Source organism: Microbacterium resistens NBRC 103078 (assembly GCF_001552355.1).
GTDB lineage: Bacteria > Actinomycetota > Actinomycetes > Actinomycetales > Microbacteriaceae > Microbacterium > Microbacterium resistens.
In genome coordinates, this window is sequence record NZ_BCRA01000010.1 from 1 (window position 1) to 23,689 (window position 23,689).

20 protein-coding genes and 1 tRNA gene are annotated in these 23,689 nt (G+C 71.8%); 14 read left to right on the top strand and 7 right to left on the bottom strand.

Annotation, left to right across the window (positions count from 1 at the left end; genetic code table 11):
- The first annotated feature begins 92 nt into the window (after positions 1-92).
- The 4 genes from MR1_RS01710 to lysS all read left to right on the top strand — a co-directional run bounded on the left by MR1_RS01710 (position 93) and on the right by lysS (position 4,707).
- Positions 93-602, top strand: coding sequence for a PH domain-containing protein (locus MR1_RS01710; protein ID WP_255218068.1), 510 nt, complete (start codon positions 93-95; stop codon positions 600-602).
- A 50-nt stretch (positions 603-652) separates the two neighbouring features.
- On the top strand, positions 653-2,344 hold the full coding sequence (locus tag MR1_RS01715; protein ID WP_067242954.1) for a PH domain-containing protein: 1,692 nt from the start codon (positions 653-655) through the stop codon (positions 2,342-2,344).
- Positions 2,341-3,042: a DUF2520 domain-containing protein gene (locus MR1_RS01720; RefSeq protein ID WP_067242951.1), complete on the top strand. Its 702-nt coding sequence runs from the start codon at positions 2,341-2,343 to the stop codon at positions 3,040-3,042. The genes MR1_RS01715 and MR1_RS01720 overlap by 4 nt, the downstream gene beginning before the upstream one ends.
- Positions 3,043-3,159: 117 nt before the next feature.
- The gene (gene lysS, locus MR1_RS01725) at positions 3,160-4,707 is read left to right on the top strand and encodes a lysine--tRNA ligase (protein WP_067242837.1); all 1,548 of its coding nucleotides are present in this window, start codon (positions 3,160-3,162) and stop codon (positions 4,705-4,707) included.
- A gap of 48 nt (positions 4,708-4,755) precedes the next feature.
- Here the strand turns inward: lysS and MR1_RS01730 are convergent, their stop codons facing one another.
- On the bottom strand, positions 4,756-5,949 hold the full coding sequence (locus MR1_RS01730) for a DUF4192 family protein (RefSeq protein WP_067242838.1): 1,194 nt from the start codon (positions 5,947-5,949) through the stop codon (positions 4,756-4,758).
- A 150-nt stretch (positions 5,950-6,099) separates the two neighbouring features.
- Here MR1_RS01730 and MR1_RS19965 point away from each other — a divergent pair, with 150 nt between their 5' ends.
- The 3 genes from MR1_RS19965 to MR1_RS01740 all read left to right on the top strand — a co-directional run bounded on the left by MR1_RS19965 (position 6,100) and on the right by MR1_RS01740 (position 8,707).
- Entirely contained in the window at positions 6,100-6,273 is a 174-nt protein-coding gene (locus tag MR1_RS19965) for a hypothetical protein (protein ID WP_169797634.1), read from the top strand.
- Between the two features lie 135 nt (positions 6,274-6,408).
- A complete protein-coding gene (gene cls / locus MR1_RS01735) occupies positions 6,409-7,869 on the top strand; it encodes a cardiolipin synthase (protein WP_067242839.1) in 1,461 nt (486 codons plus the stop codon).
- Between the two features lie 103 nt (positions 7,870-7,972).
- Positions 7,973-8,707, top strand: a complete 735-nt coding sequence (locus tag MR1_RS01740) for a hypothetical protein (RefSeq protein ID WP_157517855.1) — start codon at positions 7,973-7,975, stop codon at positions 8,705-8,707.
- Between the two features lie 51 nt (positions 8,708-8,758).
- Here the strand turns inward: MR1_RS01740 and MR1_RS01745 are convergent, their stop codons facing one another.
- Positions 8,759-9,757 carry a diacylglycerol/lipid kinase family protein gene (locus MR1_RS01745; protein ID WP_067242844.1) on the bottom strand — a complete coding sequence of 333 codons (999 nt, stop codon included), beginning with the start codon at positions 9,755-9,757 and terminating at the stop codon, positions 8,759-8,761.
- Positions 9,758-9,834: 77 nt separating this feature from the next.
- On the opposite strand from MR1_RS01745, the gene serS reads away from it, so the two are divergent.
- The 4 genes from serS to MR1_RS01765 all read left to right on the top strand — a co-directional run bounded on the left by serS (position 9,835) and on the right by MR1_RS01765 (position 13,602).
- Complete coding sequence (serS, locus tag MR1_RS01750) at positions 9,835-11,142, top strand: serine--tRNA ligase (protein ID WP_067242846.1); 1,308 nt, start codon at positions 9,835-9,837, stop codon at positions 11,140-11,142.
- Complete coding sequence (locus MR1_RS01755; RefSeq protein ID WP_084344280.1) at positions 11,139-12,017, top strand: HAD family hydrolase; 879 nt, start codon at positions 11,139-11,141, stop codon at positions 12,015-12,017. The genes serS and MR1_RS01755 overlap by 4 nt, the downstream gene beginning before the upstream one ends.
- 75 nt (positions 12,018-12,092) lie before the next feature.
- Positions 12,093-12,177, top strand: a tRNA-Ser gene (locus MR1_RS01760).
- Between the two features lie 126 nt (positions 12,178-12,303).
- The gene (locus MR1_RS01765; RefSeq protein ID WP_067242848.1) at positions 12,304-13,602 is read left to right on the top strand and encodes an LCP family protein; all 1,299 of its coding nucleotides are present in this window, start codon (positions 12,304-12,306) and stop codon (positions 13,600-13,602) included.
- Between the two features lie 10 nt (positions 13,603-13,612).
- On the opposite strand, the gene MR1_RS01770 is transcribed toward MR1_RS01765, so the two are convergent.
- The 5 genes from MR1_RS01770 to MR1_RS01790 all read right to left on the bottom strand — a co-directional run bounded on the left by MR1_RS01770 (position 13,613) and on the right by MR1_RS01790 (position 19,945).
- Positions 13,613-15,022, bottom strand: a complete 1,410-nt coding sequence (locus MR1_RS01770) for a rhamnulokinase (RefSeq protein ID WP_067242851.1) — start codon at positions 15,020-15,022, stop codon at positions 13,613-13,615.
- The gene (locus MR1_RS01775; protein ID WP_067242853.1) at positions 15,019-17,055 is read right to left on the bottom strand and encodes a bifunctional rhamnulose-1-phosphate aldolase/short-chain dehydrogenase; all 2,037 of its coding nucleotides are present in this window, start codon (positions 17,053-17,055) and stop codon (positions 15,019-15,021) included. The genes MR1_RS01770 and MR1_RS01775 overlap by 4 nt, the downstream gene beginning before the upstream one ends.
- An 89-nt stretch (positions 17,056-17,144) precedes the next feature.
- Entirely contained in the window at positions 17,145-17,909 is a 765-nt protein-coding gene (locus tag MR1_RS01780) for a DeoR/GlpR family DNA-binding transcription regulator (RefSeq protein WP_067242854.1), read from the bottom strand.
- Between the two features lie 45 nt (positions 17,910-17,954).
- A complete protein-coding gene (locus MR1_RS01785) occupies positions 17,955-19,109 on the bottom strand; it encodes a Gfo/Idh/MocA family protein (RefSeq protein ID WP_067242855.1) in 1,155 nt (384 codons plus the stop codon).
- A complete protein-coding gene (locus MR1_RS01790; RefSeq protein WP_067242956.1) occupies positions 19,106-19,945 on the bottom strand; it encodes a class I fructose-bisphosphate aldolase in 840 nt (279 codons plus the stop codon). Before MR1_RS01790 ends, MR1_RS01785 begins: the two co-directional genes overlap by 4 nt.
- A 217-nt stretch (positions 19,946-20,162) precedes the next feature.
- Here MR1_RS01790 and MR1_RS01795 point away from each other — a divergent pair, with 217 nt between their 5' ends.
- From MR1_RS01795 to MR1_RS01805, 3 genes are read left to right on the top strand one after another with little or no spacing between them, the layout of a single operon-like run.
- The gene (locus MR1_RS01795) at positions 20,163-21,239 is read left to right on the top strand and encodes a LacI family DNA-binding transcriptional regulator (RefSeq protein WP_067242856.1); all 1,077 of its coding nucleotides are present in this window, start codon (positions 20,163-20,165) and stop codon (positions 21,237-21,239) included.
- Positions 21,240-21,244: 5 nt separating this feature from the next.
- A complete protein-coding gene (locus MR1_RS01800; protein WP_217996162.1) occupies positions 21,245-22,282 on the top strand; it encodes a class I mannose-6-phosphate isomerase in 1,038 nt (345 codons plus the stop codon).
- Positions 22,279-23,688 (top strand): FGGY-family carbohydrate kinase, encoded by a 1,410-nt coding sequence (locus MR1_RS01805; RefSeq protein ID WP_084344282.1) that lies wholly within the window; start codon positions 22,279-22,281, stop codon positions 23,686-23,688. The genes MR1_RS01800 and MR1_RS01805 overlap by 4 nt, the downstream gene beginning before the upstream one ends.
- Position 23,689: the final 1 nt, after the last annotated feature.

A 23,689-nucleotide genomic window follows, 5' to 3' on the forward strand; every position in this document is an offset into this window, starting at 1 on the left:
CTGCCGTCCCCGCCGAGACGACGGCAGTCTCCGGCTCCGCGGCCGCCGGGACCGGCGAGGCTCCGCGGGCCGCCGCCGTGCTCGACCAGGACGTGTTCACGACCCTGCGTCAGCCGAAGGCGCCCGGTGCGCTCGCGCTGGACGGCGTGTGGCATCAGATCTCGCCGCGGTACGTGACCTCGCAGCTGCTGCAGAACGTGCTCTTCCTCGCCGTGGTCGTCGTCGCGGCGCTCGTCCTGGTCTTCGTGCTGGACCAGCCCTGGGCCTGGATCCCCGGAGGGATCCTCGCGGTGATCACCGTCGTGACGCTGGCGATCCTGCCCCGGCAGGCCCGGGCGATCGGGTACATGCTGCGCGCGGACGACATCGTCTTCCGGCGGGGCATCCTCTGGCAGCGCATGATCGCCGTGCCCTACGGCCGCATGCAGCTCGTCGACATCACCCACGGCCCCCTCGATCGTGCGTTCGGCATCGCGAAGCTGAAGATGGTGACCGCCGCGGCGACCACCGGGGTGGAGATCCCCGGCATGAACCAGGCGGCGGCCGAGGCCCTGCGCGACACGCTGATCGAGGTCGCCGAGACCCGCCGGACCGGGCTGTGAGCATGCTTCCTCCGTCGTCCCCGCCCGCGGGCGGCGAGCCCTCCGCACCCGTGACCACCGCGGACGGGACCCTTCCGTCGGGCGGGTCCTCCGAGCTCGCGGACGGCGAATGGCACCGGATGCATCCGCTGACCCCGCTGTTCAAGGGCGGGCTGGCGCTGATCGTCATCCTGGGTCTCGTCGTCGCGAACCTCCGGGACAAGGTCGTCCACTGGGTCATCGGGCTCTTCTCGCCCGAGGCGTCGCGCGTGGAGGTGGGCGGGGATCCGGTGGACTGGGTGCTGTCGAACAACCTCGCGCTGGTGGCGCTGCTCGGGGTCTTCGTCGTGCTCGTCGTCCTGATCCTCATCTTCTGGATGGTGTGGCGCTTCCAGCAGTTCCGCATCACGGGTGAGCACGTCGAGGTGCGCAAGGGCATCGTCTTCCGCTCGCAGCGGCGCGCTCCGCTCGACCGGGTGCAGGGGGTGAATCTCACGCGGCCCTTCCCCGCCCGCCTGATCGGGATGGCGAAGCTGGAGGTGGTCGGCGCCGGAACCGACGCGAACGTCGCTCTGGAGTATCTGTCCACGCCGAAGGCGGAGGCCGTCCGGATGGACATCCTCCGCCTGGCCTCCGGCGCACGTCGCGCTCGCGAGATCGCGCGCGGCGGCGTTCCCGCCGTCGCCGGGAACGCGCAGGACGCCCGTTCGGCCAGGGCGCAGCTCGTCGAAGGCGTGAACCAGGGGGTCACCGGGATCATCGCGGGCGTCGACATGGACGATGTCGCGCCGGAGAGCATCCTTCGGATCCCGACCGGCCGCCTCGTCGGCTCGCAGCTGCTGTCGGCCGTCATGTGGCTGGTCTTCTTCGCGGTGCTGTTCGCCGTCGTCATGGCGTTCGTGTTCCCCCCGATCGTCGCGAACGAGGGCCCGGCGGGCGCTGCGATCCTCCTCGGCGTCGCGCTCGTGACCGGCCTGCCGATGCTGTTCGCAGCGGTCGCGATCACGTGGGCGCAGATCGCGAAGTCGCTGCGGTACTCGATCGCGCCCACGCCGGACGGCGTGCGGATCACCTTCGGCCTGCTCACCACCGTCACCGAGACCATTCCGCCGGGACGCATCTTCGCCGTCGAGGTGTCGCAGCCGCTGCTGTGGCGCCCGTTCGGGTGGTGGACCGTCAAGATCAACCGGATGTCCGGCAAGAGCGCCTCGGCCCAGCAGTCCAGCACGGCGCAGCAGTTCAACGTGGTGCTCCCGGTCGGTGCCCGCGCGGACGTCGAGCGCGTTCTCGGCCTCATCCTCCCGGACGCCCCGCACGAGGTCGTGCCCCTCATCTGGGAGCACGGCGTGCTCGGCCCCGTGGCGGGCGACCCGTACCGCACCATCCCGGCGCGAGCCTGGTGGCGGCGGCCGTTCTCCTGGCGGCGGCACGGCATCGCGCTGACCGACTTCGCGCTGCTCATCCGCCGCGGACGCATCTGGCGCAAGCTCGCGCTGTTCCCGCTCGCGCGCCTCCAGGGCTTTTCGGTCGAGCAGGGGCCGATCGACCGTGCGCAGCGCGTGGCCAGCGGCCGACCGCACTCCGTCACCGGGCCCGTCACGGGCGATGTCTCCGGCATCGAGCGGGATGTCATGGTCGAGCTGCTCGACGCCGTCAGCCGAGCGGCGGCGCGCGCCGCGGCCGAGGACCGCGGACACCGATGGGCGGAGTCCGGCGCGGGGACGCCTCTCGTCGCCGACGCCGCCGGACCCGCGACGCCGTGAGCCGTGACGGGCGCCTCGCCGTCGGGATTGTCGGCGCGGGGCGCGTCGGGCCGGTCCTGGGCGCCGCGCTGGCCGGTGCCGGGCATCGTCTCGTCGGGATCACCGCGGGCTCCGACCCCGACCGGGTGGCGGCGATCCTGCCGGGCTTGGAGGTGCGTGAGGCCGACGCGCTGGTGCGGGACAGCCAGCTCGTGGTGCTCGCGGTGCCCGGCGAGCAGCTGCCCGGGCTGGTCGCGGGGCTGGCCGAGGTCGGGGCCTGGCAGCCGGGGCAGCTCGTGCTCCACACCGACCCGGCCTTCGGGACCGATGTGCTCGAGCCGGCGGTGCAGCGCGGGGCGATCCCGCTCGCGGTCCATCCCGCGATCACCTTCACGGGGACCACGCTGGATCTTCGCCAGCTTCAGGCGTCCTACGCCGCGGTGACGGCGCCGCCGATGGTCCTGCCCATCGCCCAGGCCCTCGCGGTGGAGCTCGGATGCGAGCCGGTCGTGATCGAGGAGCAGGACCGGGCCGCGTATGCGGAGGCGATCAGCACCGCGTCGGCCTTCTCGCGCGCCATCGTGGGTCAGGCCACGGGCATCCTCCGCGGGATCGGCGTGGAGAACCCCGGCGGCTACCTCTCGGCCCTCGTCTCCTCGGCGGTCGAGCAGGCTCTCCGCGATGCCTCCGATCCGCTGGAGCCGCCGGCCGTGGGCTGACGCGGTCGTCCCCGCCGCGAAGAGCAAGACGAGCGCGACGAGGGCGGCGAGGGCACCCCGCGGAGAGCGGCGGAGGGCGCCGGTAGACTGGACGGCGACTTCCGAGGAGCCCCACCCATGACTGACGCGCCCGCGCAGACCCCCGCCGTCGACCCGTCGTCCGGCACCGACGCCGCCGAGTCGGCCGAGGACACCTTCGAGCAGCGGGCGGTGCGTCTGGCCAAGCGCGAGCGGCTGATCGCCGAGCGCACGGACGCGGCGGGCGGCGCCTTCCCTGTGGCCGTCCCGGTGACGCACACGATCCCGCAGCTGCGGGCGGAGTACGGCGAGCTGGAGGCCGGCGCGGAGACCGGCACCGTCGTGGGCATCGCCGGTCGCGTGGTGTTCAGCCGCAACACCGGCAAGCTCTGCTTCGCGACGCTGCAGGCCGGTGACGGCTCCCGCATCCAAGCGATGATCTCGCTGGCCAACGTCGGCGAGGAGTCGCTGCAGCGGTGGAAGGAGCTGGTGGACCTCGGCGACCACGTGTTCGTGCACGGCGAGGTGATCTCCAGCCGCCGTGGCGAGCTGTCGGTCATGGCCGACGACTGGGTGATCGCCTCCAAGGCCGTGCTGCCGCTGCCGAACGTGTACGGGGAGCTGAGCGAGGAGAGCCGCGTGCGCAGCCGCTTCCTCGACCTGATCGTCCGCGATCAGGCGCGGACGACGGTTCGCGCGCGGGCCGCGGTGAACGCGAGCCTCCGGCAGACCTTCACGGCGCACGGCTTCCTCGAGGTCGAGACGCCGATGCTCCAGGTGCAGCACGGCGGCGCCTCGGCGCGTCCGTTCATCACCCACTCGAACGCCTTCGACACCGAGCTGTACCTCCGGATCGCGCCGGAGCTGTACCTGAAGCGCGCCGTCGTGGGGGGCATCGATCGCGTCTACGAGATCAACCGGAACTTCCGCAACGAGGGCGCGGACTCCACGCACAGCCCCGAGTTCGCGATGCTGGAGGCCTACCAGGCATACAGCGACTACAACGGCATCGCGGACCTGACGCAGGAACTGGTGCAGAACGCCGCGGTCGCGGTGGCGGGGTCCACCACGGTCACGTGGGCGGACGGCACCGAGTACGACCTCGGCGGCGAGTGGGATCGCATCTCGATGTACGACTCGCTCTCCGCCGCGGCAGGACGCACGTTCTCTCCGGCCGACCCGCTGGACGAGCTCGTCGCCTTCGCGCAGGCCCACGGCGTGGAGGTCCCGCCGCAGGCCACGCACGGCAAGCTCATCGAGGAGCTCTGGGAGCACTTCGTCAAGGGCGGTCTGGAACGGCCGACGTTCGTGATGGACTTCCCCGTCGACACGTCGCCCCTCGTCCGTGAGCACCGGTCGATCCCGGGCGTCGTGGAGAAGTGGGACCTGTACGTGCGAGGCTTCGAGCTGGCCACCGGGTACTCCGAGCTGGTCGACCCGGTGATCCAGCGCGAGCGCTTCGAGGAGCAGGCGCGGCTGGCGGCGCGGGGCGACGTCGAGGCGATGCGCGTGGACGAGGAGTTCCTGCGCGCGCTCGAGCACGGCATGCCGCCGACCGGCGGGATGGGCATGGGGATCGACCGTCTGCTCATGGCCGTGACCGGCCTCGGCATCCGCGAGACGATCCTCTTCCCGCTCGTCAAGTAGCGTCCCGCCCGCCGGGCGCTCCGCGCCCGGCGGACCGCTTCGCCGTGGTCATGCCCGCGCTCCGGCGAACGCCCAGTCCGGCAGCGGCGAAGCGTGCAGCAGGCGCCGGAGGAGACCCGCGAACGAGTGCTCCGGGTCGATCAGCAGAGCCTGGTCCAGGTGGTGCGCGGCCGGCGTCGAGCGCCCCAGCGCCCAGGAGAGCCACGCGGCCGCGGCCAGGGCCCCGGGGCGGGCCCGCCGGGGAGCGAGAGCCGCGGCGCTCCGCGCGAGCGAGAGCGCCAGTCCCAGCCGGTCCGGGTCCGGTCGGGCACCGCGTCCGAGCATCACCTCCCCGATGTCTGCCGGGAACGAGCCCGGATCGATGTCGAACGCGATCTGCGCCTCCAGCGCGCGCTCGCCGTGCGCCTTCCCGCGGGCCCACTGGATCAGTGCGACATCGCGCAACGCTGGCCGGGCGAGGACGGCGATCAGCGCGGCGACCGTGAAGGGCGGCAGGTTCTGCGGTGCGTCCAGGAGGTCCTCGAGGAACGCCGGCAGGTCATCGAGCGCGAGCGTCGCCGCGAAGGCGCGAGGGTCCACGCGCGCCGAGGCGCATCGCGGGTGCCCGGACGACAACGCCTCCTCCACGTCCTCCCACGCGCGTCCGATCCGCTCCTTCTCCGCGAGGTCGGCGGGCGGCAGTTCGCCACCCGTCGTCTGGTCGCCGGTGGCCGGCGCGAGACCCGGGACGGCCGGGGCCGCCGGGAGGTCCCCGAGATCGTGGCGGACGCGGTCGGGGTCGAGATAGTCGCCCCAGGCGTCGGGCCCCACGCAGAGCGCCTCGACGATGCGCAGTCCGCAGGCCGTGGCGCGCAGGAGGAGGTCGTCCATGAGCGCTGCGCCGGGAAAGGGGGAGGGCGACGCGTCCTCCCCGGCGGTGAGCGGCTCGTCCCGGTACAGCACGACCGCGAGCGCGTCGGTGTCGGGCACCCGGCAGGCCAGCCCCACCGCCGTGGCGGCGAACCGTTCCCGCGCCTCCGTCGCGACGGGATCCTCGCCTGCGCTCGGGCCCGGGACCGAGCCGGGCTCGGAGCCGCGCTCGGAGCCGGAGTCTCCCTCGGGCAGGTCGAAGCGGATGGCCCCGGCGGTGCGCCGGCCGGCGAACGGGAGCAGGACGGCGCTGCGGCGCGGGGTGAAGCCGGACAGGACGGGGACGAGCGCGAGGAGCTCCGCGGCTCCGGACGCCTTCAGGATCGTGGTCATGTCAGGATCCTCCGCGACCGCGGGATCACGGAGCGGCCCGATCCCGCGATCGGTGGGCAACCGCGTGCCGTCCCTCGGGTGTGGAGGACGAGGAGTCGGGAGCGCGGTCACTCGCAGCCGGAGCCGAGGCGCGGCGCGTACGATGGGGTCATGGACGATTTCTGGGCTGCGGCGGCGTGGTCGATCATTCCGACCCTCGCGGTGCTCGTCGTCTTCTTCGTGGTCCTTCGGGGCATCCTCCGCTTCGACCGCACCGAGCGCCGCACGCACGCGCGCATCGAGGCCGAGGAGCGAGCCGCCCGCGGTCTTCCCCCGCGTTCCTGAGCCGCCGGAACCCCTGAGCCTGAGGCGCGCGGGCCCGGTCCGCCGAGGACACACAGCGCAGCGCCCGAGGCGTGTCCGCGCGGCCCGCTACTGTGAGACGAAGCCGCCGTCGTGCGGCCTGCGTACGGGAGAGCGATGACCATCGATGCGTGGCCCTGGTGGGTGGTGGCGATCGCGCTGGTGGTGGACATCACCATCCGCGTGACCGCGATCATCGTCGTGCCGCGGAACCGACGCCCCACAGCGGCGATGGCGTGGCTGCTGGCCATCTACTTCATCCCCATCGTCGGGGTCTTCCTGTTCCTCCTCATCGGGAACCCGCGGCTGCCCCGGGCGCGGCGCCGCAAGCAGGAGCAGATCAACGAGTACATCGCGGACATGAGCGCGAGCCTGGCCGTCGGCAGCCTCCGCCCGAACGCCCCGGAGTGGTTCGACGCCCTCGTGCGCATGAACAAGCGCCTCGGCGCGCTGCCGCTCACCGGGGACAACGGCGCGGAGCTGATCTCCGATTACCAGGAGTCCCTGGACGCGATGGCCGCCGCCGTCCGCCGGGCGAAGGACTACGTGCACGTCGAGTTCTACATCCTGCAGGCGGATGCGGCGACCGACGACTTCTTCCGCGCCCTGGAGGAGGTGGCTGCGCGGGGGGTGACCGTGCGCGTGCTGCTGGACCACTGGGCCAACCGCTGGAAGCCGCGCTACCGCCAGACGATCGCCCGGCTGGACGCGATGGGCGCCCACTGGCAGCTCATGCTCCCCGTGCAGCCGCTGCGGGGGAAGACCCAGCGCCCGGATCTGCGCAATCACCGCAAGCTCCTCGTCGTCGACGGCGACGTCGCCTTCCTCGGCTCGCAGAACGTGACCGACTCCAGCTACAACCTCCCGAAGAACATCAAGCGCGGCCTGCACTGGGTCGACCTGATGGTCCGCCTCGACGGCCCGGTCGTCGCGAGCGTCAACGCGGTGTTCCTGTCGGACTGGTACAGCGAGACCGGGCACGTGCCGGACGACCTGGACTTCCTGCGCGCCGAGGCGGGCAGCGGCGACCTGGACTGTCAGATCGTGCCGTCCGGTCCCGGGTTCGAGGTCGAGAACAACCTGCGTCTGTTCCTCAGCCTGCTCTATGCGGCCAAGCACAAGATCATGATCGTCAGCCCGTACTTCGTCCCGGACGAGGCGCTGCTGCTCGCCGTGACCGCGGCGTGCGACCGCGGGATCCAGGTGGAGCTGTTCGTCTCGGAGGAGGGCGACCAGGCGATCGTCTACCACGCGCAGCGCAGCTACTACGAGGCGCTGCTGCGGGCAGGGGTGCGGATCTGGATGTACCGCAAGCCGTACATCCTGCACACCAAGAGCCTCACCATCGACGACGACATCGCCGTCATCGGGTCGAGCAACATGGACATGCGCTCGTTCGGCCTCAACCTGGAGATCTCCATGCTGGTGCGGGGAGAGGAGTTCGTGGAGGACGTGCGCCGCGTCGAGGACCGCTACCGCGAGCTGAGCCGCGAGCTGACGCTGGAGGAGTGGATGCAGCAGCCGCTGCGCTCGACCGTCCTGGACAACCTCGCCCGGCTGACCTCCGCGCTGCAGTGACGGCGGCCTCGAGGGCAGCGGTGCGGCGGGGAGCCCGCCATCCTCAGCACCCTCCCAGTGCGGGCCCGGGTGACGCGGGGGCCGCCCGTCTAGCATGGGCCTCATGAGGATTCGATCGGCTCTTGCAGCAGTGTCCCTCGCGGCGGCGGCGGTCGTCCTCGCCGCGTGCTCCGGCGGACCCGGGGGAACCCCTGCCCCGACGACGGTCCCCACCGGGTCCTCGACCCCGGATCCCGGCCCCGACCTGGAGACCGCGGCGACGTGGCTGGACGGCGGCCGGCTCGTCGGACTCGTCACCTTCGGCTCCTCCAGTTGCGTGCCGCAGGTCGGCGACGTCAGCGCCGAGGGGCAGCAGCTGACGGTCGAGCTGGTGTCGACGACTCCGGCCGATGCCGTGTGCACCGCGGACTACAGCCCCCGCGCCGTGGCGGTCGCGGTCCCCGACGGCGTCGATCCGACGAAGGACGTCGTGATCTCGATCACGGGGGACGAGGCCGCCGGACAGGTCGCGCTCGCCGGCGATCCCGCCATGGCCGCGGCCGGCACTCCGACGGACTACCGGCCCAGCGCCGGGTGGTATTCGGACGCCGGCGCCGTGCTGCTCACCTGGGGCTCGTCCTCCTGCGTCCCCGAGATCGAGCGGGCGCAGATCGGCGAGACCGGCGCGACCCTGATGTTCCGGGACCTCGACCGTCCGTGCACGATGGACATGCAGCCGCGGGCGACCGTGGTGGGCCTGGGCGGCACGGCCCTCACGCAGGAGGGCTACGTCCTGACCCTGACCGGAGGCGGTCTCGACGGCGAGGTCACGGTCGGCGGGGCTCTCCCCGGACGCTGATCCCCGTCCGCGCCCGCCCGGCCCGGCATCGCGCCGGAGAAGGGCTGCGTTTCAGAGAGCGCTGACGTCGTGGCCCGCGGGCAGCACCACCAGGAGCGCTCCGGGATCGATGCGGCATCGGATGCGCACGGCCGCGCCGAACTCGTCGCCGTCCAGCTCGATCGGCGCGGGCTCCTGCGCGGCGGCCTCGGCCGCCTTGCCGCTCAGGTACCGGATCGACCGGCTCTGCCCGGCCAGCTCGATCATCCGGCGCCCTGCCTGCGTGCGGCGCAGCACCGAGTTCTGCCACCAGACCGTGCGCCAGACGGCCAGCCACCCGAAGGGGCCGCTGGGCTGGATGACGGCGACGTCCAGACCCCCGTCGGCGATCGACGCGTCCGGGATCAGCGAGATGCCGGCGGGGAGCGTGCCGCAGTTGGCGAACAGCATGCTGTGCACCTTGACCGAGTGCAGCTTGGCGTCGTCCACCGCGTAGACCACCCGGAACGGCTTCGCCCCGGCGAGCGAGCGCGCCGCACCGTCGACGTAGGCCACCCAGCCGACCGACTTCTTGAGATCGGGGCGCGTGTTGGCGATCATGTCGGCGTCCAGACCGATCCCGGCCAGCACGACGAACGCGTGCTCGCTGGTCGTGGCGTCCGGGCGGGTGATCTCGGCCCACCCGATGTCGACCGGGTGGACGTCGCCGCGGAACACGGCCCGGATCATGCCGAGCGGATCGTCGAGCGGGAGGGCGAGGTTCCGCGCGAGGAGGTTGCCGGTGCCGCTCGGGATGATCGCCAGGGGCACGCCGGTCCCCGCCATGGCCTCGGAGACGGCGCGGACCGTCCCGTCGCCGCCCGCGACCAGCACGGCCGACGCCCCGCCGGCGAGCGCCGTGCGGGTGGCCTCCTGGCCGGGGTCCTCGACGCTCGTCTCGAGGATCGCCGGCGGCGCCCAGCCCATGGACGCGGACATCGACTGGAGCATCGTGCGCAGGCGCGGCGCGTCCGCTTTGACGGGGTTCACGACGAGCGCGGCGTGGGAGCGCGGGCGGTCGTCGGTGGTCACAGCGCCAGCATACGTCGCGGGGCGGCGGGGCGGGGCGCGAGGGCGGGCGGCCCGACCGGGCGTCCTAGACTTGAGGGGTGATCGATCTCGCGCTTCTCCGCGACGAGCCGGAGCTCGTCCGTCAGTCCCAGGCCGCGCGCGGAAACGCGCCGGAGACCGTCGATGCGGCGATCGAGGCGGATCGATCCCGCCGCCAGGCGCTGGCGGCGTTCGAGGAGCTGCGCGCCGAGCAGAACGCCTTCGGCAAGCAGGTGGCCGCCGCGCCCAAGGAGGAGAAGGCTGCGCTGGTCGCGCAGGCGAAGGACCTCGCGGAGCGCGTGAAGCAGGCCCAGCACGCGGCGAACGAGGCGGCGGCGACGGCCGCCGAGGCGCTCTCGCACATCGAGAACATCGTCCTGGACGGCGTCCCCGCCGGTGGCGAGGACGACTTCGTGGAGCTGCGCCGCGTCGGCGACATCCCGACGTTCGACTTCGAGCCGCGGGATCACCTGGAGCTCGGCGAGCTGCTGAACGCGATCGACATGGAGCGCGGCGCAAAGGTCTCCGGCGCGCGGTTCTACTTCCTCCGCGGGGTCGGCGCCCGGCTCGAGATCGCGCTGATGAACATGGCCCTGGACAAGGCCCTGCAGCACGGTTTCACGCCCATGATCGTCCCGACCCTGGTGCGTCCGGAGATCATGCAGGGCACCGGCTTCCTCGGGGAGCACGCCGACGAGGTGTACCGCCTCGAAGCGCAGGACATGTACCTCGTCGGCACGAGCGAGGTCCCCCTCGCCGGCTACCACAAGGACGAGATCGTCGATCTGTCCCGCGGGCCCCTCCGCTACGCCGGCTGGTCGACCTGTTACCGCAGCGAGGCCGGCTCGTACGGCAAGGACACCCGCGGCATCATCCGCGTCCACCAGTTCAACAAGCTGGAGATGTTCGTCTACACGACGCCGGAGGAGGCGCAGGCCGAGCACGAGCGCCTGCTGGCGATGCAGGAGGACATGCTGACCGGACTCGGCCTCGCCTATCGGGTGATCGACACCGCGGCGGGCGACCTCGGCTCCAGCGCCGCGCGCAAGTACGACGTGGAGGCCTGGGTCCCGACGCAGGGCACGTACCGCGAGCTGACGTCGACGTCGAACTGCACGACCTATCAGGCGCGCCGGCTCGACGTGCGCCACCGCACCCTGGACGCCGACGGCAAGCCCGGGAAGACGCAGCCCGTCGCGACGCTCAACGGGACGCTGGCGACCACGCGCTGGATCGTCGCGATCCTGGAGACGCACCAGCAGGCGGACGGCTCCGTCCTCGTGCCGGAGGTCCTCCGCCCCTATCTCGGAGGCCTCGAGGTCCTTCGTCCCGAGGGCGCGGACGACGGTGCGGGGGAGACCGCATGACCCGGCCCTGGCTCATCGGCCTCGACATCGACGGCACGATCCTCCTCGAGGACGAGACCCTCAGCCCGGGCGTCGTCGACGCGGTGGCCCGGGTGCGCGACGCCGGCAACGAGGTCACCCTGGCCACCGGGCGCAGCTGGATGGCGACCCACCGATACCTCGACGAGCTGGCGATCACTCCAGAGTTCGTGGTGTGCTCCAACGGGGCGGTCACGATGCGCCGCACGGGGGACGGCTGGGAGCGCTGGCACGTCGAGACGTTCGACCCGTCCAAGGTCCTGGCGCTGCTGGGCGAGCGCCTGCCGGACGCGCGGTACATGGTCGAGCTGGGCTCCGGGCAGCGCCTGTTCACCGAGCACCTCGACGACTGGACGCTCGACGGCGGTCGCGAGGTCGCGTTCGCCGACCTGTCCGCGGAGCCGGTGTCGCGCGTGGTCGTGGTCTCGCCCGGCCAGGACGAGGCGTACTTCCAGCGGATCGTGGAGGAGGCCGGGCTGAACGAGGTCTCCTACGCGATCGGCTGGACCGCGTGGCTCGACATCGCGCCGCAGGGGGTCGACAAGGGGACCGCCATGGAGCGCGTACGGGCACGACGCGGCATCGACGGCGACCGGGTGTTCGTGGCCGGGGACGGCCGCAACGACATCGGGATGTTCGGGTGGGCACGCGACCTCGGCGGACGCGCCGTCGCGATGGGACAGGCGCCCGAGGAGGTCAAGGCCGCCGCCGGCGAGGTCACGGACGACGTCATGCAGGGCGGTCTGGCCCGCGCGCTGTCCTCGCTGGTCGACGCCGCCGCGCCGACCCGGGGGCTGAGATCACGGTGTGACCCGGGCGGGCGTCCAGGGCTCCCCCAGGTGGACCCGCCATCATAAGAGGATCGGTCCAGACCGTCTTCCGCGCGTCGACTAGACTCGACGCCGATCGGTTGTGGGGATTCCCGCAGTCGAGGAGGGTTGTCCGAGCGGCCGATGGAGCTGGTCTTGAAAACCAGTGGGCAGAGATGTCTCGTGGGTTCGAATCCCACACCCTCCGCTGGGTCTGAACGGCCGCCCGGAGGGTGGCTGTTCAGACACACCATGGCTGAGCGGGATTCGGGAGGAGAACCGCCGCAGGCGGGTCACCGGCTCCCACACCCTCCGCAGGATCGAAAGGCACTGAGTGAGCGCGACCTCCCGATCGCGGCGACCCGTCGCCCGGCACGGCCAGCTTCGCCGACCCACCGCTTTGTCCCAGCTGCTGAAGATCGTCGGCGTGGCCATGGCGGTCGTGCTCGTCAGCGGCTTCGGCGTCGCCGCGTACGTCCTCTACGACCTGCAGTCCACTCTCTCCTCGAACGCCGTCGCGCTGGACGGGCAGGAGTCGGTCCCGCCGGACATCGGCGAGCTCAAGGGTGGCATCAACATGCTCGTCGTGGGCACGGACGCCTGTGAGGAGTCCTTCTCCGGTCTCTTCGGCCTCCGCTGCGAGGAGGACGACGGCGGGGAGCGCAACGACGTCAACATGCTCCTGCACATCTCCGACAACCCGCGGCGCGTCACGGTCATCACGCTCCCGCGCGACCTCATGGTCCCGGTGCCGGAGTGCACGGATCCCGAGGGCAACACGACGTCGGCGATGTGGAAGCAGCCGCTGAACTCGACCTTCGAGACGGGCGGGCTCAACTGCGTCGTCAAGACGGTCTCCGAGCTGACCGGCCTGGACATCCCGTTCGCCGCCAAGGTCACGTGGGGCGGCGTGATCGAGATCACCAACGCCATCGGCGGCGTGGACGTCTGCATCGCGAACGGGCTGACCGACGAGTACACGAATCTGAACCTGCCTCCGGGGATCAACACCCTGCAGGGGTACGAGGCGCTGCAGTTCCTGCGCACCCGCTACGGCGTGGGCGACGGGAGCGACCTGGGCCGCATCTCGAACCAGCAGGTGTACATGTCGTCGCTGGCCCGCAAGCTCGTCAGCGACGAGGTGCTGTCGAACCCGGCGACGCTGCTGAAGCTCGCCCACACCGCCCTCGCCAACGTGACGCCGAGCGAGTCGCTGACGAACCCGATGCTGCTCGTGCAGATCGCTCTCGCCGTGAAGAACGTGCCCTTCGAGGACATCAACTTCGTGCAGTACCCGGTGTTCACGGATCCGGACGACCCGAACAAGGTCGTGCCGGACGAGGAGACGGCGGACACGCTCATGGCGGCCCTAGAGGCGAACGAGCAGATCGTCGTGACCGGGACCAACGACGGCGTCGTCAACGCCGACGGGACCACGGGCGAGGCGCCGCCGACCGAGGGGACCGGTGAGATCCCGCCCACGGACGGCGACACCACCCCGGGTGACGGCGAGGAGATCGGCGAGACCGCCCCTCCGACCACGCCCGGCGTCGTCACCCTGCCGCAGGGGGTCGTGGGCCAGTCCGCGGCCGACCAGACCTGCTCCAACGGCGTCGGCTACGCGGGGGAGTGACCCGCGCCGATCAGCGCGGCAGGTAACGGACCGGCCTCGCGGCGGCGGCCACGCGCGCGCGCAGCTCCTCCAGCGAGGAGGCGGACCCGTCGAGCGCACGCGCCTGCACGAGGACGTTCCCGAGCGCCGTCGCCTCGACCGGACCCGCGAGCACCGTCGTCCTCGAGCGGTCCGCCGTCGCCTGGCACAGCAGCGCGTTGAGGGCGCCGCCGCCGACGAGGTTCACCGTGTCGATCCGGCGGCCGGTGAGCTCGGCGACGACCCGGAGGGTCCGCGCGAACGCCTCGGCGATGCTCTCGACGATGCTGCGCACGAAGGCGCCGCGCTCGGCGGGCGGCTCCGCACCGCAGCTCCGCAGCAGGGCCGTGATCCGCGCCGGCATGTCGCCGGGCGCGCTGAGCGACGGGTCGTTCGCGTCGAAGAGGGGGACGGGCGCGGTGACCGCCGCCGCCTCGCTCAGCAGCGACGACAGGTCGAGCGCGGCGTCGTCCTCCTGCTCCCACGCGCGGACCGTCTCGCTCAGCAGCCAGAGCCCGGTGACGTTGTGCAGGAAGCGGATCCGTCCGTCCACACCCAGCTCGTGCGTCATGTTCTCCGTGCGCGCGGCCTCGGTGAGGATCGGCGCCTCGATCTCCACGCCGACCAGGCCCCACGTGCCGCAGGAGATGTATGCGGAAGCCGGCGATGCGAGCGGGGCGGCCACGACGGCCGAGGCGGTGTCGTGGGATCCGACGGCGATCACGGGGAGCTCGGCGGCCCCGATTCGCGCCGCGACCTCCGGGCGGAGCCGGCCGAGCACCGTTCCCGCGTCCACGAGCGGCGGGAGCACGCGACAGGGGATCCCGAGCCGCTCGGCGAGGTCGTGGTCCCACTCCCTCGTCCGCACGTCGAGCAGGCCGGTCGTGGAGGCGTTGGTGCGCTCCGCGACGCTCGCCCCGGTGAGCCGGTGGGCGAGCAGATCGGGGATGAGCAGGGCGGTGTCGGCCTCGGGGAGGCGCTCGTCGGCACGGTACTGGTAGAGCGTCGTGAACGGCAGGAACTGCAGGCCGTTGCGTGCGTACAGGTCCGGGAACGGCACCCGGGCGTGCACCGCCTCGACGCCGCGCGCGGTGCGGGCGTCCCGATAGTGGAACGGCTCGGCGAGCAGCTCGTCGTCGCGGAGCAGTCCGTAATCGACCGCCCAGGAGTCGATGCCGATGCTCTCGATCTCCGGCGCGCGTCGCACGGCCTCGGCGAGCCCGTCCAGCACATGGGCGAAGAGCGCCTCGATGTCCCAGTGCAGGCCGTCCTCGCGTGCGACGGCCCCGTTGGGGAAGCGGGCGACCGGCTCCAGCTCGAGGACGCCCGGCCCGACGCGGCCGATCATCACCCGCCCGCTCGTGGCGCCCAGGTCGACCGCCGCCACCGTCCGCATCGTCATCGCAGGAAGGCCGCGGCGACGCCCGAGTCGACCGGGATGTGCAGACCCGTGGTGCGGCTCAGCTCCGGCCCCGTGAGGACGTACACGGCGTCCGCGACGTTCTCGGGGACGACCTCGCGCTTGAGGATCGTGCGGTTGGCGTAGAACTGGCCCAGGTCCTCCTCCTTGACGCCGTAGGTGGCGGCGCGGTTGGCGCCCCAGCCGGAGGCGAAGATGCCGGAGCCGCGCACCACGCCGTCCGGGTTGATGCCGTTCACGCGGATGCCGTGCTCGCCCAGCTCGACCGCCAGCAGCCGCACCTGGTGTGCCTGGTCGGCCTTCGTGGCCGAGTACGCGATGTTGTTCGGGCCGGCGAAGACGGAGTTCTTGGACGAGATGTAGATGATGTCCCCGCCCAGCCTCTGGTCGATGAGGATGCGTGCGGCCGCCTGGGATACGAGGAAGGAGCCCTTCGCCATCACGTCGTGCTGCAGGTCCCAGTCCTTCTCGGTCGTCTCGAGCAGCGGCTTGGAGAGCGAGAGGCCGGCGTTGTTGACCACGAGGTCCACGCCGCCGAACGCGAGCACCGCCTCGTCCAGTGCGGCCTGGACGGCCTCTGCGTCGGCGACGTTCGCGGCGACGCCGATCGCGACGTCCGCGTTCCCGAGCTCGGCGGCGGCTGCGCGCGCCTTGTCGAGGTCCAGGTCGGCGACGATCACGCAGGCGCCCTCGGCGGCCAGCCGTGTGGCGATGGCCTTGCCGATCCCCGAGGCCGCGCCCGTCACGAACGCGACGCGCCCCTGGTGCGTCTTCGGCTTCGGCATCCGCTGGAGCTTGGCCTCCTCGAGCGCCCAGTACTCGATGCGGAACTTCTCGGCGTCCGAGATCGGAGCGTACGTCGACAGCGCCTCGGCGCCGCGCATCACGTTGATCGCGTTGACGTAGAACTCACCGGCCACCCTCGCGGTCTGCTTGTTGGCGCCGTAGGAGAACATCCCGACCCCGGGCACGAGGACGATGAGCGGGTCGGCCCCGCGGATCGCCGGGGACTCGGCGGTCGCGTGCGCGTCGTAGTACGCCTGGTAGTCGGCACGGTACTCGGCGTGCAGCTCGTGCAGGCGCGCGATCTGCTCGTCGGCGGACGCCGTGGCCGGGAGATCGAGGATGAGCGGCTTGACCTTGGTGCGCAGGAAGTGGTCGGGGCAGGACGTGCCGAGCGCGGCGAGCGCGGGGGCCTTCTCGGAGGCGAGGAAGTCGAGGACGACATCGGCGTCGGTGAAGTGCCCGAGCATCGGGCGGTCGGTGGACGCGATGCCGCGGATGGTCGGTGCGAGCGCGGCGGCCCGGGCACGGCGCTCGGCGGGGGCGAGGGCCTCGAAGCCGGGGCGCACGGCGCCGAACGGCTGAGGTGCGCCGTGCTCGGCGATGTAGGCGGTCGCCGTCTCGATGATCCGCAGCGAGTTCGCCTCGGCCTCCTCGGAGGACGCTCCCCAGGCGGTGATGCCGTGTCCGCCGAGGATGCACCCGATCGCCCCCGGGTTCTGCTCCTTGATCGCCGCGATGTCCAGGCCCAGCTGGAAGCCCGGGCGGCGCCACGGGACCCACACGACCTCGTCCCCGAAGATCTTCGCAGTCAGCTCCTCGCCGTCGGCGGCCGTGGCGATCGCGATCCCGGAGTCGGGGTGCAGGTGGTCGACGTGGGCGGCGTCCACGAGCGCGTGCATCGCGGTGTCGATGGACGGCGCTGCGCCGCCTTTGCCGTGCAGGCAGTAGTCGAACGCGGCGACCATCTCGTCCTCGCGATCCACGCCCGGGTAGACGTCGACGAGCGCCCGCAGGCGATCCATGCGCAGGACGGCGAGACCCTGCTCGGTCAGCGTGCCGAGGTCGCCGCCCGAGCCCTTGACCCACAGCAGCTCGACGGGCGCGCCCGTCACGGGATCGGTGTCGGAGCCCTTGGCGGAGGTGTTCCCGCCGGCGTAGTTGGTGTTCCTCGGGTCCGCGCCCAGGCGGTGGGACCGGGCGAGAAGGGCGGCGGCGGTGGGGTTGGTCATGAGGGCTCCGAACACGTGATGTTAAGTTACGTGAAAACTAACATAAACCGACGTTGCGCGGAAGGGGGACGGCAGGCGGCGCGCTCGCGTCAGAGGATCTCTCGATCCGCCGTGCGGAAGGGGTCCAGGCGCGGGTCCGAGGGATCCAGCTCCGTGACGAGGGCCGTGTACTCCGCAGCTCCCAAAGCGCGAGCCACCGATCTCCTCCCGAGCTTGCTGGAGTCGATGCAGAGCACGATCGTCCGCGACTGGGCGGCCATGACCCGCTTCGGCTCCGCCTCCTCCGGGGACACCTCCGAGGTGCCGTCCGCGGGATCGGCGGCATCTGCGGACGCGAAGAACGCGTCGTAGTACACCGAGCCGAGGCTCTGTCGCGCGAGTGGTCCGATGAAGCTGCCCGTGGTGGGCTCTGCCGTGCCGCCGGAGAGCACCGCCGTGATCCCGTCGAGCGGGAGGAGCGTCTGGAAGGTCTCCAGCCCGTTGGTGTAGACGGCGAGGTCGGCGCGCGGGCCGAGCGCCGATGCGAGGGTGCTGATCGTCGTCGAGGCGTCGAACGCGATGGTCCCGGTCTCCGGGACGAGCGCGCGCGCCTTCTCCGCGATCACCCGCTTGGCCGTGGCCCGGATGGCGCGCCGGGCGTCGAACGGCCGGGCGCGGGGGGCGGCGGTCGCGCCGCCGCGCACGCGCCTGACCAGTCCCTCGGCCTCCAGCTCGAGGAGGTCCCGACGGATCGTCATCGAGGACACGGCGAACATCTCCGCGGCGGCGTCGATCATGACTCCGTGCGGCCCGGCGGCCATTTCGACGAGTTCGTCCCTGCGCCGTTGCGCGTCGAGGTTTCCGGAAAGGGCCATGTCAGGAAATCTAGCCGCTGCGACGGCGGCGCGACGCTGAGCGCCTTACCGCGCTGGCGAGACGGCGCCACCCGAGACGTGCGAGGCGATCGCGGCCGCGAAGATCCGGTGCGTGAGAGCCGCCTCCTCCGGTCGCACCGTGCCGAACCCCCCTTCCAGATCGCCGTGGCGCTCGGCGAGGAACGCCGCCCACATCTGCAGGATCGCGTCGGAGAACCCGGACTCGAAGTGGGGGCCGGTGACCGTCGGCCAGACCGACTGGCTGCCGGCGTCGATGCGCTGCCAGCTCTGCTCCCTGCCGACGCCGGGGACGTCGACCTGGGCGAACACCTGCACCTCCTTCGGGTTCTTGGTGCTGAACCGTACGCCTCCCTGCATGCCGACGGCCTCGAACTCCCAGGTGTTCTTCTCACCGGGGGCGATGCGCTTGGTCGCGGTCGTGAGGGGGAACCGATGGCCGTCGTGGGTCGCCCAGGAGTGGATCACGGCATTGTCCCAGGTGTCGCAGGGGCGGGGCGCGCCGTCAGGTCCGGGGCGCTCGGTCACGATGTCCTGGAGTGCGCCGAACACGCTCTCCGGCGCCCAGCCGAGTCGCAGGGGGACGTGCCAGGTGTGCATGCCGAGGTCGTTGAGCACGCCCGCCTCCCCGCAAAACCGCTGCTGGCGCTTCCAGTTCAGGGGTTTCGCGGTGTCGAGATCGCTCGCATGCAGGAACGAGCAGGACGCCTCGACGATCCGGCCCAGCGCCCCCGAGCGTACGTACTGGATCGCCCATTGGGCGCCGGGGAAGTACGGCATCTCGCTGGACACCCGCACGAACGATCCAGGCGTCTCATCGATCGCCCGCACGATCGCGTCCGCCGCGTCGGCGTCGATCCCGAAGGGCTTCTCGGCGAGGAGCGCCTTCCCCGCCCGGATGGCATCGATGTAGAGCCGCTCGTGGAGGTCGTGGCGCACGGCGATGTACACGACGTCGATCTCGGGATCCGCCAGGAGCTCGTGGTGGTCCGTGGTCGTCATCCGCACGGTGTCGATGTCGTCGAACCAGTCCAGTGCCGCCGGATTGATGTCGCACACGGCGACGAGTCGCGGGTCCGCCGGGTGGTCGACGAGCGCCGGCCACCGCCGCAAGGCTGCCGCGACCTCGCGTCCCATGAGACCGCCGCCGATGATCCCCACGTTCACCCGTCGCCCGCTCATCGGGTGCCTCCGATCAGGCCGAGTGCGTCGTCGACCGAGGCATCGTCGTGGACGACGGCCATGAGCGCCGCGGTGATGCCGGCCGGGTCCCGGTGCTGGATGACGTTGCGCCCGTACACGATGCCGCGTGCGCCCTGCGCGAGCACGGAGACCGTGCGCTCCAGGAGCGTCCTGTCGTCCACGCGGCCTCCCCCGCGCACGAGGACCGGGGTGTCGCCGGCCGCCTGCACGACGCGGTGGTAGTCGGCGATATCGTCGGTCGGGTCGGCCTTGATGAGGTCGGCGCCGAGCTCGCGGGCCTGGCGCACGAGCGTGACGATCCTCGCCGTGTCGCCGTCGACCGCGTACCCGCCCGAGCCCGGTCGGGTACGCATCACGAGCGGTTCGATCATGAGCGGCATCCCATAGCGCTCCGCGTCGGTGCGCAGGGCGAGGATCGAGCGGATGCACTGCGCGCGCACCTCGGGGTGCCCGGGCAGGTCGAGCAGGTTCACGCAGACGGCGACGGCATCGAGGCGCACGGCCACCTCGATCGCGTCGGGCACGTGGATGGAGTGCAGGGGCGACTCCAGTGGGTCGTTGTAGACGTTCGCGATGTCCGTGCGCAGGACCAGACCGGGCTTCTGCTTGCCCGGAACCGACTGCAGCAACGGCGCCTGCCCGAGGCTGAGCTGGACGGCGTCCGGGCCGGCCTCGATGAGCGTCCGGATTGTCGCCGCCATGTCCTCGATCCCGGCGAGGAAGGAGTGCTCGTGGAAGGCGCCGTGGTCGACGGCGACGTCGAGAGCGCGGCCCGATCTCGCGTGGAAGAGGCGGTGGAGGCGAGGCTTCGTCATCGAGATCTGCTCCTGCGTGCGGGGGTGCGCGGCGGTGCGCAGGATCAGTATGCAGATCCGCGACAACGTTGTCAACGAGAGGGCGGGAACGTCGGTGTGGGGATCACGGGTGAATCTGCGAGATTTGCTTGACAACGTTGTCGAGCCCGCGCATGATGTTTGCAATCCGGACCACGATGGGCGTGGACACGGGGATGACAACGATGTCGAGGTGGCAATGAGGCACGCAAGCGACCCGTCTGAGGCGCCGACCGGCAGCGGTCGTGATGGTCGGCACCGCGCCCGCATCACCGACGTCGCCGCGTTGGCGGGCGTCAGCATCAAGACGGTCTCCCGCGTCGTCAACGGCGAGAGCGGCGTCCTGCCCGACACCCGCGAGCGCGTGGCCGCAGCCGTGCTCGAGCTCGGCTTCGTCCCCGATCGGCGGGCGCGCTCGTTGAAGCGCGGGGACACCGACACCATCGGGATCCTCATCGACGCCATCTCCGACCCGTTCTTCGCCGCGTTCGTGAGCGCCGTCGAGGAGCTCGCCGTGGCCGAGGGGCTCAACGTGATCTTCGCGAGCACGGTCCACGACGCGGCCCAGGAACGCGAGCAGCTGGAGCGCCTGACCGGCGACCGCCTGCGGGGTCTCGTCATCGCCCCGTTCGCGATCGAGGCCGCAGAGCTCGCGACGCTGCGCCGCCGGTTCCCGGTGATCTGCGTCGACCGCGCGCGGGAGGGAATCGACTCGATCGTCGTCGACGACTACGGGGCGACCCTCGAAGCCGTGCGCGGGTTCCTCGCGCGGGGGCACCGGCGCATCGGGTTCATCGGCGAGGAGACGCCGTACCCCACGGTGTACGAGCGGCTGCGGGCCTTCCGCGACGCGCACGCGGAGGCCGGAGTCGAGATCGACGAGTCGCTGATCATCGCGCAGGGCCGCCACCGCGAGGAGCGGGCGATCAGTGAGCTGCTCACTCGCGAGGACGCTCCCACTGCCGCGTTCTGCGCGACCAGCCCCGCCGCGATCGCGACGATCCACGCCCTCAGCGCAGACCGCATCCCGATGCCCGCGCTGATCTCGTTCGGCGACTTCCAGTTCGCCGACGTGTTCACACCGGGCATCACCTGCGTCGACCAGGATCCTCGGCTGATCGGGGAGGCGACGTTCCGTCGACTGATGGAGCTCGGTGCAGATCCACAGGCCGAGCCGGCGCACATCGTGGTGCCCACGCGCCTCATCGCCCGCGGGTCCGGGGAGATGACGCCCGACGGCGAGACCCCGTCGCGACCGATCGGCGATCTGCGATGATTCCCGTGCTGCTCCCGCCGAACCCCGTCCAGCACTTCTACCGGGGAGGCGATCGCATCGCCGCCCTGCGCGGGATCGTCCCTGAGACGGACCGCCAGCCGGAGGAGTGGCTGGGTGCCACGGTCTCGCGCTTCGGCGATCCAGACACGGGTCCGGCGATCACGGAGGCGGGCGCGCTGTTGCGCGACCTCGTGATCGCCGATCCCGCGGCGTGGACGGGGCCGGCGAGAGGCGCGGACGCGGGCGACGTGGGCATCCTGGTGAAGCTGCTCGACGCGCGGCAGCGGCTCCCCGTCCATGTCCACCCCGACCGGGGGTTCGCGACGAGGCATCTGGATTGCCCCTACGGCAAGACGGAGGCCTGGTTCGTGCTGGACACCGAGCAGGACCGTGCTGTGCACGTGGGGTGGAGCACGGACATCGACCCTCTCGAACTCGACCGCCGGCGCGACGCGCAGGACAGCGAGTGGATGCTCGCGCACATGAACCGCGTCGTCGTGCGCGAAGGCATGGGGATCCTCGTCCCGGCCGGGACCGTGCACGCCATCGATGAAGGCGTCTTCGTGGCCGAGGTCCAGGAGCCCACCGACTTCTCGATCCTCCTGGAGTGGTCGGTGACGACCTCGACCCGGGAGGAGTCGCACCTCGACCTCGGTTTCGACCTCGTCATGCCCGCGGTGTCGACGGACCGTCTCGCCCCGGAACAGCTCGCGGGGCTGATCAGCCAGGCCGGGACCGCGCCGGCGAGACCGCGCTTCCGCTCGCTGCTTCCCTCCGCGGCCGACCCGTACTTCCGGCTCTGGGACGCGACCGTGCACGGCGAACGCGCCGATGCACGGCCCGCAGGGTTCGCCGTCGTCCTGGTGACGGACGGGGAGGGGGAGATCGTCGGAGAGTCGGGGGGCGTCCCCGCGGCACGCGGACAGGCGTTCGCCGTCCCGCACGCCTTCGGCCAGTGGAGCGTCCGGGGGGATGTCTCGGTGCTCGTCGCCGAGCCCGGGGCCGGGTGGCCCGCCACGCTCCACGGAACGGGACCTCGATGAACGAGTACATGGTCGGGGTCGACATGGGCTCGACCAGCATCAAGCTGCTCGTCGCCGACCCGGACGGGCGGCAGGTGCTCGTCGCGAGCAGGCGCTCGCCGTGGACGAACAGGGAGCACGGCCGCACCGAGATGCCGGCGACCGTCGCGGTCGACACGGTCCGGGAGCTCGCGCGCGAGGCGGACGCGCTCCTGTCCGCGGACGGCCCGTACCGCGTGCGTGCGCTGGGCGTGTCCGGCATGGCCGAGGCGGGCGTGCTGCTCGACGGCACCGGCCGCGCCGTCGCCCCGATCATGGCGTGGTTCGATCCGCGTGGCGCCGAGGAGATCGCCGCGACGCCCGAGACCTTCCGCGCGGAGTTCCTCGGCCGCACCGGACTCCCGGTCGGCCCGCTCGCCTCGATCGCCAAGATCCTCCACCTGCGGGAGAATGGGGCGGAGCTGCGCGGCCGCACGTTCCTGAACGTCCCGGAGTACGTCGTCCATGCTCTCGGCGGACCGCGCGTGGCAGAGTACTCCCTGGTCTCCCGTACGGGGCTGCTCGACCAGGACGACAGCACCCCGTGGGAGGCGGCGTTCGACGTGCTCGGTGTCGGCCCCGACCTGCTGTCCGAGCGCGTGGGCGCGGGAACGGCGGTGGGGACGATCTCCGACGACGCGATGCCGGCCGGGTTCCAGGGTGCCGTCCTCACCGTCGCCGGCCACGACCATCTGGTGTCCGCCGTCGCGGTCGGCGCTGTGCACAGCGGCCAGCTCTACGACTCGATGGGCACGGCCGAGGCGCTGGTCCGCGTGCTCGACGCTCCGCTGCCGTTCGACGCGCGCGAGCGGCTGGCGCTGGCGGGCATCAACACCGTTCGGCACGTCCTGCCCGGCAAGTACGTCCTCCTCGCCGGGACCAAGTCGGGTCTGCTCATGAGGCGTGTGCTGCAGCTGCTCGGCATCGCCGATGCGGCAGGTCGGGCGCGGATCGACGAGGAGGTGATGGCGCTGCCCCTCGCGGGGACCGTCGCCGCCGGCGGCCTCCTCGTCAGCGGTGCCCGCAACGACGACGGTGTGTTGAAGATCGTCGCCAACAGCGACGGCCTGGACCCGGCCGAGCTCTTCGCCGCGACGCTGCTGCACGGCAACGACATGTGCGCCGAGCTGATGGACGTCATGGACCGGGAGGTCGTCGCGCCCACCTCCACGGTGCTGACCGGCGGCTGGTCGAGCATGGCCAGCGTCGTCCGCGCCAGGAGGCAGGTGCTGCCGGACGTGGCCGTCGCCACGCACGACGAGGCGACGGCGTTCGGCGCCGCCCTCTTCGCGGCATACGCGGTCCGCGTCGGAGCCGACTTCGAGAGCGTCGCCGCGGCGTTCCGCTCGGGGCATTCCGATCACGAACACAGCAAGGGAAGGAGCTGAC